At 65.0% G+C, this 10470-nt stretch carries 12 protein-coding genes; 11 read left to right on the forward strand and 1 reads right to left on the reverse strand.

The genetic code is table 11. The annotated features are described in order from the left end of the window. Window positions 1-4 precede the first annotated feature (4 nt). From QOC89_RS25225 to QOC89_RS25275, 11 genes are all read left to right on the forward strand, one after another. Complete coding sequence (locus QOC89_RS25225; protein WP_323047505.1) at window positions 5-916, forward strand: substrate-binding domain-containing protein; 912 nt, start codon at window positions 5-7, stop codon at window positions 914-916. Between the two features lie 47 nt (window positions 917-963). Further along, complete coding sequence (locus tag QOC89_RS25230; RefSeq protein WP_323047516.1) at window positions 964-1671, forward strand: hypothetical protein; 708 nt, start codon at window positions 964-966, stop codon at window positions 1669-1671. 115 nt (window positions 1672-1786) lie between these two features. Next, window positions 1787-2779: a LysR family transcriptional regulator gene (locus tag QOC89_RS25235; protein ID WP_323047506.1), complete on the forward strand. Its 993-nt coding sequence runs from the start codon at window positions 1787-1789 to the stop codon at window positions 2777-2779. Between the two features lies 1 nt (window position 2780). Continuing rightward, window positions 2781-3344, forward strand: coding sequence for a DUF3280 domain-containing protein (locus QOC89_RS25240; RefSeq protein WP_323047507.1), 564 nt, complete (start codon window positions 2781-2783; stop codon window positions 3342-3344). Window positions 3345-3672: 328 nt separating this feature from the next. Next, the gene (locus QOC89_RS25245; protein ID WP_323047508.1) at window positions 3673-4692 is read left to right on the forward strand and encodes a MoxR family ATPase; all 1020 of its coding nucleotides are present in this window, start codon (window positions 3673-3675) and stop codon (window positions 4690-4692) included. 13 nt (window positions 4693-4705) lie between these two features. Next, window positions 4706-5569 (forward strand): DUF58 domain-containing protein, encoded by an 864-nt coding sequence (locus QOC89_RS25250; RefSeq protein ID WP_323047509.1) that lies wholly within the window; start codon window positions 4706-4708, stop codon window positions 5567-5569. Further along, a complete protein-coding gene (locus QOC89_RS25255) occupies window positions 5566-6483 on the forward strand; it encodes a calcium incorporation protein MxaA (RefSeq protein WP_323047510.1) in 918 nt (305 codons plus the stop codon). The genes QOC89_RS25250 and QOC89_RS25255 overlap by 4 nt, the downstream gene beginning before the upstream one ends. Next, a complete protein-coding gene (locus QOC89_RS25260; protein WP_323047511.1) occupies window positions 6480-7466 on the forward strand; it encodes a vWA domain-containing protein in 987 nt (328 codons plus the stop codon). The genes QOC89_RS25255 and QOC89_RS25260 overlap by 4 nt, the downstream gene beginning before the upstream one ends. After that, window positions 7463-8005, forward strand: coding sequence for a tetratricopeptide repeat protein (locus QOC89_RS25265; protein WP_323047512.1), 543 nt, complete (start codon window positions 7463-7465; stop codon window positions 8003-8005). The genes QOC89_RS25260 and QOC89_RS25265 overlap by 4 nt, the downstream gene beginning before the upstream one ends. Further along, on the forward strand, window positions 8002-8997 hold the full coding sequence (locus tag QOC89_RS25270) for an MxaL protein (protein ID WP_323047513.1): 996 nt from the start codon (window positions 8002-8004) through the stop codon (window positions 8995-8997). Before QOC89_RS25265 ends, QOC89_RS25270 begins: the two co-directional genes overlap by 4 nt. A 150-nt stretch (window positions 8998-9147) precedes the next feature. Next, complete coding sequence (locus QOC89_RS25275; RefSeq protein WP_323047514.1) at window positions 9148-9825, forward strand: FUSC family protein; 678 nt, start codon at window positions 9148-9150, stop codon at window positions 9823-9825. A gap of 153 nt (window positions 9826-9978) precedes the next feature. Here QOC89_RS25275 and QOC89_RS25280 read toward each other — a convergent pair. Further along, a partial coding sequence (locus tag QOC89_RS25280; protein WP_323047515.1) for a glycine zipper family protein occupies window positions 9979-10470 on the reverse strand: 492 nt, incomplete at its 5' end.

Raw genomic sequence — 10470 nt, forward strand, 5'->3', positions numbered from 1 at the left:
CACGATGCGTCATAAAAGAAGCATGTCCGTCCACGCCACGCTGATCGCCGCCGCGCTTTGCTGCGCCGCGCTGGCGAGCGCGGCCGTCAACGCCGACGGTCCGGCGCTGCCCAATAACGACGGCGCGGACGGCGTGCTCAGGGTGTGCGCCGACCCGAACAACATGCCCCTGTCCAACAACAAGGGCGAGGGATACGAGAACCGGATCGCCAGCGAGATGGCCAGCGACTTCGGCTACAAGCTGGAGTACACCTACTTCCCGCAGCGCATGGGCTTCGTGCGTCACACGCTGCGCGAGAAGGCGGAAGGCAGCGAGCGCTTCAAGTGCGACCTGATCATCGGCGTGCCGAAGGGATACGACATGACGTCGACGACGCAGCCGTATCTACGCTCGACCTACGCCATGGTGTTCGCGAAGCGCCCCGAATTCGCCAACATCAACACGCCTGACGACCTGCTCAAATTGCCGCCGGAACAGTTGCACAAGCTTCGCTTCGGGATCTTTTCGCAAACCCCGGCGGTGGACTGGCTGCTCAGCCACGATCTGATCGATCAGGCGGTCTCGTACCAGGTGCAAAGCGGCGATCCACAGGAATATCCTGGCCAGATGATCGAGCAGGACCTGCGCGCGGGCCACGTCGACGTGGTGTTCCTGTGGGGGCCGATCGCGGGTTACTTCGCCAAACGTGCCGGCGACACGGTCAAGCTGGTGCCGTTTCCCGCCGGGCCCGGCATCCGCTTCGACTATTCGATTTCGATGGGCGTCCGTTATGGCGAGAAGGCGTGGAAAGACAAGGTGGATCAATGGATCGGCGCGAACCACGACAAGATCGACAGCATCCTGACCAGCTACCAGGTGCCGCTGCTCAAACCTGTCGACGTGCCGGCATCGAAGCCCGGCGATGCGTCGCCATGACGGCGATGGCGTCAGGAAGCGGCTGGCTTCGCGCGCTGGCGGCATGGATGATATGGACGTTGTGCGTCGTGCCGCTCGCCGCGCGCGCAGCGGGATCGCCGGGAAGCGAGGACATCACGCCGGCCGAGCATCTCATCTTCACGACGGATCACCTGCACGGTGTCGCCGCGCAGACCGAGCTCGACTACGCGGTGGTCAACTCCGAACAGCCGTCGCGCAGCGCCGACCTCGTCAAGGTGCTGGTGCTCAGCCCGGATAACGCGAAAGGCGACGCCCAGGTGTCGGACCATAGCGGCAACGTGCCGTTGCCGATTGGCGGGCTTCAGTGCAATCCGGTGATCATCTATTTTCTGGAGCGCGACATCTCCGAAATGCAGGGTCTGACAGGCGGCCAGCGCCGTTATTTTCAGCAGCGGCTGCGCCTCGCGCTCGCTGCCGGTCCGCGCATCGAGTCCGTGACAGGCGAGGCCGCCGGCAAGTCCGTCCGTGCGCGGCGCATCGTCGTGCAGCCGTACCTGAACGATCCGAACGGGGAGCGCTTCGCGCAATACACGGCCAAGCGCTACACCTTTTTGCTCGCCGACGACGTGCCCGGCCAGGTCCTCTTGATTCGCACCGATCTGCCTGGCGCGAACAACGACTTCGCGCATCCGGCGCACACGGAGTCGCTGAGCTTCCAGGCTGCCCTGCGCACCTTGCCGCCGCCGGCCAAAGCGCCGCCGAAGCCGTCCAACGCGCCGAGAGCAAGCCGTTAGCGCACGCAGGCGGAGCGGCGGCACCTGAAGCGGCACCTGAAGCGGCACCTGAAGCGGCACGCCGGTGCGTCTCGCGCCGTCTCGCAACTGTCTGACTTCCTTAGAGAGCCGATGCATGCAGACCGCGCGCTTCGCGACGAATCGGGTCAACCTGAATTTCATCCGCTCATTGACGCTGCGGCAGTTGCAGATATTCGTCGTGGCAAGCCGTTATACGAGTTTCGCGCGCGCGGCGGAGGAACTGCATCTGACCCAGCCGGCCGTCTCGATGCAGATTCATCAGTTGGAAGATGCGGTCGGCCTGCGGCTGTTCGAGCGCGTCGCACGCAAGCTCGCGCTGACCGAAGCGGGCGAGGTGCTGACGCATCACGCGAGCCGCATTCTCGGCGAAATCAAGGATGCCGAAGATGCGATGATGTCGCTCAAACAGGCCGATAGCGGCACCATCAATGTGGGCATCGTCAGTTCGGCAACCTACTTCGCGCCGAAGCTGCTGGCGCTCTATTCGCATCTGTACCCGAAGGTCGACGTGCACTTTTCAGTCGGCAATCGCGACGCGTTGCTGCGGCTACTGCAGGACAACGCGATCGATCTGGCGATCATGGGGCGTCCGCCGCCCGAACTCGACACGACCACCGAACCCTTAGCCAGTCATCCCCAAGTGATGATCGCGCCGTTGAATCATCCGCTGTGCGGCGCGCGGCGCTTCGATCTGCAGGAGCTGCGCGGCGATACGTTCCTGTTGCGCGAGCCCGGTTCGGGGACGCGCATGGCCGCCGAGATGATGTTCCGGCAGCACCTGTTCAAGCCCGCCAAGGTCGTCACGCTCGGCAGTAACGAGACCATCAAGCAGGCGGTGATGGCGGGCATGGGCGTGAGCCTCATTTCGTTGCACACGCTGCTGCTGGAACTGCGCACCGGTGAGATCGCATTGCTCGACGTGAACGGCACGCCGCTCGAACGCACCTGGCAAATCGTGCATCTTCGTTCAAAGCAGCTGTCGCCGACCGGTGTGGTATTTCGCCAGTTCCTGCTCGATCATGCGGCGACTCATCTGGAGCACGAGTACGCGGCGTTTGCAAAGTTTCCAGCCGGCACGGAGGCGTGAAATGAAGCGGCCGTTTGGGTGGCGCGCAGCATTCGTACGGGTTGCTGGTTTGTTCTGCACCTTCGCCGTTGTGGTGTTCGCCGCGGCGCCTGCACGCGCCGGGCCAGTCGCGATTGCGGTGCTGAACTGCACGCTGATCGACGATAACGCCGCCTACAACGATGCCGATACCAATCGCCTCCAGCAGGCGCGCATCGGCATGGTCAGCGACGTGCTGCGTGCGCAGCTGGCTGCCAGCCAGCGCTACCGTATCGCCGACAACGGCCGTGCGACCGATCTGATCGCCCGGCTCGGCGCGATGCAGGATCTGACCACCTGCGAGAACTGCGCGCGGCAGGTTGGACGCGAGCTGGGCGTCGAGCAGGTGGGGACATGCTGGGTCCAGAAGGTCAGCAATCTGATCCTCAATCTGAACCTGCGTGTCGAAGAAGTAGGCAGCGGGAAGACGGTGTTCCAGCGCTCGGTCGACATTCGCGGCAATACGGACTTGTCTTGGCGCCGCGGCGCGACGGCGCTCGTCGGACTACTCGTGGATCAAACACCGGCGGATCGCGTAGCACCATGACGATGAGCCGGGTTGCCGCAGCGACGCAGGCGAGGGTCGGGTGCCAGGCTCGTACGCGCAGTGCGTAGTGCATTTGAGCGTCGCGACCGATGGCACAGTGTGTACCCGAATGTCGTGACAGGATGACAACTATCCGGGCGCGGCGTGGCACGATCCGGTGGTCCGCATGATCGGCACAAACCGTGCTTGAACAGATGCCGGCGAGCGCAGGACCCGTCGACACTGATAACCGCACGGGCACAACGAGAAAAGCATGCGGGTGTCGCTGGCTCAGGATAAAACATCCGTCGCACCACAGGCAGCCTGCTATAAGAAGGGGATCGCATCGATGAGTTCTGGCGAACAGCTTCAGGACTGGCGTTTTCATGCACTGCAAATCGAAAACGAAGTCGCCAAGGTCGTCATAGGCCAGCAGCAAATCCTACGGCTTATCAACGTCGCGCTGTTCGCCCGGGGCCACGTGCTGCTCGAGGGTGGCGTCGGCGTTGGCAAGACGACTGTGTTGCGCGCGTTCGCGCGCGTGGTCGGCGGAGAGTTCGAGCGCGTGGAAGGCACCATCGATCTGATGCCGGGCGATCTCGTCTATCACACCTACGTCGATGCGGACGGCAAGCCTCGTATCGATCCGGGTCCGCTGCTGCGCAACGGCGAGCAGTTGACCACCTTCTTCTTCAACGAAATCAACCGGGCTCGTCCGCAGGTCCAATCGCTGTTGCTGCGCGCAATGGCCGAGCGGTCCGTCTGGGCTTTCGACCGCGAACATCGCTTCCCGCATATGACCGTGTTCGCCGACCGCAACAAGGTCGAGAAAGAAGAAACCTTCGAGCTGGCATCGGCGGCGCGCGACCGCTTCCTGTTCGAGCTGAACATGCCTACGCCCGCCGCGCCGGACGTGCGGCGCGCGCTGGTGTTCGACACGATGTTCCATGACGTCGACGTGCTGCTCGCGCAACTGACGCCCGCGATCGTGGCCTGGCAACAGTTGAACAGCATCGGTGCGGCGATTCAGCAAGGCGTGCAAGCGAGCGAAACGATCGAGCGCTACGTGCTGGATATCTGGCGAGCGACGGAAACGCCCCTGCATTTCGGCATCACGCTCGACGGCGTCGACATGCAGCAGCTGATTCTGGCGGGCGCGAGCCCACGCGGGATGAGTGCGCTGTTGCGGGCCGCGCGCGTGGTCGCATGGCTCGCGGGCCGCTCGCATCTGATTCCGGAGGACATCCATGAAGTGCTGATGCCGGCGCTCGGTCATCGTGTGTTCTTCACCCCGATCTATGAACTGCGCCGCCAGGAACTGGCCGAAGCGTTGATCGCGCAGATCATGGCCAAGGTTGCCGTGCCTTGAGGCGCGCCCGGCGATGAACGGCATAGCCGAATTCCACTATCGTCTGCCGACGCGCGCGGGCGGTGCGCGGCCAGGTTCGCATCCCGGCTCGAGCTTCGGCTCCGGCCAGCAGTTCGCGATGCACGGCCGCCTGTTCGACTACCCGGATCCGCGCCGTCTGGATCTGCGCGCGAGCCTGCGCGCGGCGCGCTCGGAATGGCTGGTGCGAGTTCATCTCCAGCGCGTGGCGGTGCCGGTGGTGATGATCGTCGACGTGTCGGCGTCCATGCATTTCGGCGCGCGTCAAACCAAGCTGCAGGTTGCCGCCGACTTCGTCGAGACCTTGGGCTACAGTGCGTTTCGTGTCGGCGATCGGCTGGGCATGCTGGCATTCGACGCCGACGAACGCGACGATCTTTTCGTGCCGCCGCGCAACGGCCGGGGCACCGGCAATCTGCTGGCGGCCATGCTGCGCGCGTGTCCCGGCAGCGCAGCCGTGAGTGGCGGGAGCGAAGGGCTGCGGCGCTGCGCGACGCGGCTGGCCGGGCGCCAGGCACTCGTTTTCGTCGTGTCCGACTTCCACTGGCCGCTCGCGCACATGCCGCGCGTACTCGACACCCTGGTCCACGCATGCGTCGTGCCGATCGTCGTTTGGGATGAGGCTGAAATTTCGCCGCCTCGGCGCGGCCCGCTGCTGGCGGTCCATGATGCCGAGTCCGGCGAAGATCGCAGGGTGTGGCTGCGCGACGGTATCCGCAAGCGCTGGCTCGAAGGCGTCGCACGCCGCCGCGTGGAACTCGACCGGCTCTTCGGCTCGCGTGGCATGCCGCCGTTCTATGTCGAAGGCGCTTTCGATCCGGAAGCCATGTCGCGTTACTTTCTGGAGACGACCGTATGACACTGTGCGGACTCCGGGTCGGCTTCACGCGCGGTTTGCACAACTACGTGCTGATCGCCGCGTGGCTGGCTGCCGCCCACGCGGCCAGCAGCGCCGCTGCCACGGCGGTGCCCGCGATCGTTCAACAGCCGCGCGCGTTCGGCTACGTGCTCGGCGACGTCCTCACGCAACGCGTGCTTCTGCAAGCCGGCGGCAACGACGTGAGCAATGTCACGCCGCCTTCGGTCGGCCGCGCGGGTGTCTGGCTCGAACGCCGGCCAGCGTCGTTCGAAACCGATGCGGATGGCCGCCGCTGGATCGTGATCGGCTATCAGATCGTCAATGCGCCGCCGACGCTCACGAAGATCACGTTGCCCGCGTTGACATTGACGTCGCCAGGCGGCGCGCAATTGCAGGTGCCCGAATGGCCCGCGAGTGTCGGCCCACTGACTCCGCCGGGCGCGTTCGCTGCCGGCGACCTGCAGCCGCTGCGGCCCGATCGCGAGGCGCCCTTGCCGGCGAGCGCCGGATTGCGCCGCCAGATGACGTGGGCGCTCGGCCTGTTGCTCGCGACGTTGCTCGCGTGGGTGGCCTGGTGGTGGTGGCGTAACCTGCGCGAGTCGGCGCGCTTGCCCTTTGCGCGGGCGTGGCGGCACATGCAACGGCTTCGCGGCGCACAAGCCGCTTCGTCCAAAGACGCCTGGTTTTGTCTGCATCATGCGTTGAACGAAACGGCGGGACAGGTGGTGCACTCCGGGTCGCTGTCCGCCCTGTTCGCTCGCGCGCCCTATCTGCAACCGCTGCGCGCGCAACTGGAGCACTTCTATCAGGTATCGGCCGAGCGCTTCTTCAAGCCTGCGCCGGGCGCGGCCGAGTTTCCGTTGCAGACGTTGTGCCGTGCGCTGTATCGGGCTGAACGGCGTCATCAGCGATGACCATGGCTCTCGATTTCGCCGCGCCGTGGATGCTGGTCCTGCTGCCGCTAGCCGCGCTGCCATTGATGCGCCGGCGCAGCGACAGCCTGGTGTTTTCCAGCGTCGCGTGGTTGCCGGTGGATCGCGTCGGCCGGCTGGCCGGCTGGCTCGCGCGCGGCAGTGGCGTGCTGGCGATGGCGGGTATCGTCGTCGGGCTAGCCGGGCCGGGCCGCTCGCAACTGCAGGTGGTGCGCACCGGCAGCGGCGCGCAGATCCTGATCCTGATGGATCGCAGTGCGAGCATGGACGAGCCGATGGGTAGCGCGGGCGTCGAGGCGCCGCGTGGCGACGCCAAGAACAAGGTGGCGCGCGCGTCGTTGACGAGCTTCGTGAACCAGCGGCCCAACGACCGGCTCGCGTTCATGATGTTCGGCAGCAGTCCCGTGCTCGCGATACCGTTCACCTACAACCATCGCGCGATCGAGGCGGCAATCGCCGCGACGGCCATTGGCCGGGGCATGCCGGACACGCAGCTCGACCGGGGCATGCTGAGCGCGATCGACCAGTTCGACGGCCGCCCCTCGTCGGGTCGCCGCGCGATCGTGCTCGTCTCAGATGGCGGCGCACGGCTCGATGAGGCGGTACGGCGACGCATTCAGGCGGGTCTGCAGCGCAACCAGATCGCGCTGTACTTCATTTACTTGCGCAGCAGTCTCTATAGTCCCGATCTGAACGCCACGCTACCCGCCCGCGAGTCGTCGGCCGAGGCCGAACTGCATCGATTTTTTCTGACGCTGCCGACGCCTTACCGGCTTTTCCAGGCGGGGGACGCGAAAGCCATGATGGCGGCCGTCGCCGAAATCAACCGGCAGCAAAACGCGCGGACGTCGTTTGTCGAGCATTTGCCTCGACAGGATTTGAGTCCGTATTGCTTCGCGAGCGCTTTGTTCTTCTCCGCGGTGTTGATGGCGTTGCGTTTGCTTCAGGTAAGGAGTTGGGCATGACGCGCATGCTCGTCCACGCCGTGTTCGGAACCATCGCGATCTGCTGCGCCGGCGTGGCCGCGTATGACTGGATGCGTCTTCAGCACGCCGCGCAGATGAATCAGGCGATTGCGGCAGCGAGCGCCGACCCGCGCAAGGACCGCACCGATGACGACGCGCCGCAGGTTCAGCTCGCACGCGCGATGGCGTTATCGAAAGCGGGCGCCTACGATGCGGCGGCCCGGCTTTACGATGGCCTGATCCACGAGGACCGTCTTGACGACCTCGGCCGCACGGCGCTGTTCGATCTCGGCAACATGTATCTGCGCGAAGGGGGCGCAGAGGGCGCCGGCGCAGTCAGGTCGCTCGCGATGATCGGCGAGGCCAAAGCGCGCTACCGGATGTTGCTACGCGCGGCGCCCGACGATTGGGACGCGCGCTATAACCTCGAGCGGGCGCTTTGGCTCGCACCTGAAACACAGTCCGCGTCCGATGAGCCCGATGTGAAAGAGCAGCACAACGTGAAATTGCGCGATCCGCAAAGCAAGGATTTGCCGTGAGCAGCGGGACCCGCGAGCGTGGCTTCTCCAGGCTGCGTCACTGGTTGATGCCGGTCGCGCTCGTCGCGTTGATCGCCGCGGTCGTCATGCCGAAGGTGAAACTGCCGCGCAATGCATTCGACTACATCGTCACGTTCGATATCACGCAAAGCATGGACGTCGACGACGTCAGTCTGAACGGCGTGCCCGTGAGTCGGTTGAAGTTCGCGCAGGCCGCGATGCGCGACGCGCTTGGGCACTTGCCTTGCGGCTCGAAAGTTGGCTGGAGCGTGTTTACAGGGCAGCGGACTTTGCTGTTGCTGCCGCCCATCGAGGTGTGCGACAACTACGACGCGCTGCTGGTGTCGCTCGACGGTATCGGCGCACGCATGCGCTGGACCAACTGGAGCCGGATTGCGGAGGGCGGCGTTTATTCGGCGGTGCGGGTGGCGCAGGATGTCGGCCACGATGCGGCCGTGGTGTTTATCACCGACGGGCAGGAGGCGCCGCCTGTCCCGGCGTCGCGTGCGCTGATGCGCGATATCAATGCCGCGGGCATCAAGGGTTGGCTGATCGGCGTGGGGGGCGACCAACCCGCGGCCATTCCGAAGACCGACGCCGACGGCAACCGGATCGGCTACTGGCAGCCCGACGACGTGATCCAGGTGCCGACCACGCCGGGCTCCGATGCAGCGGTCGAGACACACGAGGAGCTTTCCGAGTTACGCGGCCAGTATCTGGCGTTCGTGGCTGGGCAGACCGGTCTTGGTTATCGCCGTCTCTGGAGCGCGGCGTCGTTGAACGATGCGATGCTGGACGCGCGCTTCGCTCACCGCGAGCCGATCCCGACGGATTTGCGCTGGTGTCCCGCGCTGCTCGCGTTGTTGCTGTTTGTCGGGCGGTTTGCACCTGATGGGGTCTGGGCGCGGTGGGACTTCTGTTGGACACATGGGCGACGATTTGTTCGAAGGCTTGCGCCAGCGACGAGTAGCCGTCCGCCACGAACTGAATAGGTCGACCCGCAAGAATCAATCGACTTGCTAAGGCGCATGCGACCCGGCACGCGCGAATGCAGCAGTCGCCTGCCGGACGCGAGCCTGCGCGTGGTATCGATAGCCTTGCGGGCAAGGACATTGTTTGCAGCGCTGCGAGTCGCCGAGGTCATGGTGGGAACGCTCGCTTGCCTGCTGGTGGCGAGCGTGTTTCACTTCGGGCCGAAGTGGTATGCGAAGAACGCGCCGTCAGTGTCTGCCACGGCGCGCGCGGCCGGCGAATCCGCGGCGCCTTCCGCTTCAGTGCTTCCGCCGTCTCCAGAATCGATGCGCCCGACTCGCATGCTGCTGGGCTTGCAGAGTGCACTGGCAATCATCATCCTGGCAGCCCTTACCTATGTTTTGCATCTGCCTGGCTTCGCGCAAGCCATGGTCACGGCGATCGCGGTGCTGATCTTGCCGGCAGGCTTGCCAGCCGACAGAACACGGCAGCCGGTCATGGAAAAGATGGTGCACCGCGTGGCCGGTTGCGTGCTGGCCGGCGCGCTCGGTGTGGCGCTACTGCCGCTGATGCAGGGGCAAGCGATCTGGTGCATGTTGGCGCTGTCTGCCGGCGTGTGGATAGGCTGTCACGTGCAGACGGGGCGGGAAGGGGCAAGCTACGTTGGGCGGCAATTCACGATCGCGTTCATCATGGTATTTGTGCAGGACCATCATTGGTCGGCCGATCCGGTACCCGCGCTGATGCGGCTATCGGGCATTCTCGCCGGTATCGTCGTGCTGGCAGGGGTGATGCTCGCGACCAGCAGGCTGCATCTGGCGCCGTCGTCGAACGATGTCAGCGTTTGAGACGCGCATACAGCGCGCGTCGCCAGGTGATCCTTTTTCGGTGTCCGCTTTCGACAATGTCGAGCGTCTATTTCGGGTCGCCTGCCGCCTTTTGAACTATTACGTGCAATGGCCTTGGGTGACCCCACGCGTCATTGCCAGCCGTCATTTCGCTCAATAAGACCAGTAGCCAAAGCGTTGCGGGTAACCGTAGACGAGGGGCGCAGGCGCATACGCGACGGGAGGCGGAGCGTAGACCGGCGCCGTGCGATAGACGGCCGGTTGCGAAATACTGTTGCCCTTCGATGCCATGCACTGCGCGTAGGCCGCGTTGTATCTCGCCTGCAGGGAGGCCGAGGAGGCTTGCGCACCGTTTGCTCCAACAGCGCTGCCAAGCAGCAGGCCAGCACCCGAGCCGATTGCCGCGCCGATGCCGGCATTGCCGGCCGCGGCGCCGAACAGGGCGCCGGCCGCCGCGCCTCCCACCGTTCCGATCGCACTGCTGCCGACCCCCTCCGGGATGCCATCATGGGACGGTGCGCCGACATGGTCCGAGCGGAACGCGTAGTCCCGGCATGCATAGTCTTCCTGCTGGAATACGGCTATCGGTTTGCCGCTGGGCGGCAACGCCACGACTGACGGACCCGTTGGAGGAACGACGGCGCA

It is taken from the genome of Paraburkholderia sp., assembly GCF_034668105.1.
Taxonomy (GTDB): Bacteria; Pseudomonadota; Gammaproteobacteria; order Burkholderiales; family Burkholderiaceae; genus Paraburkholderia.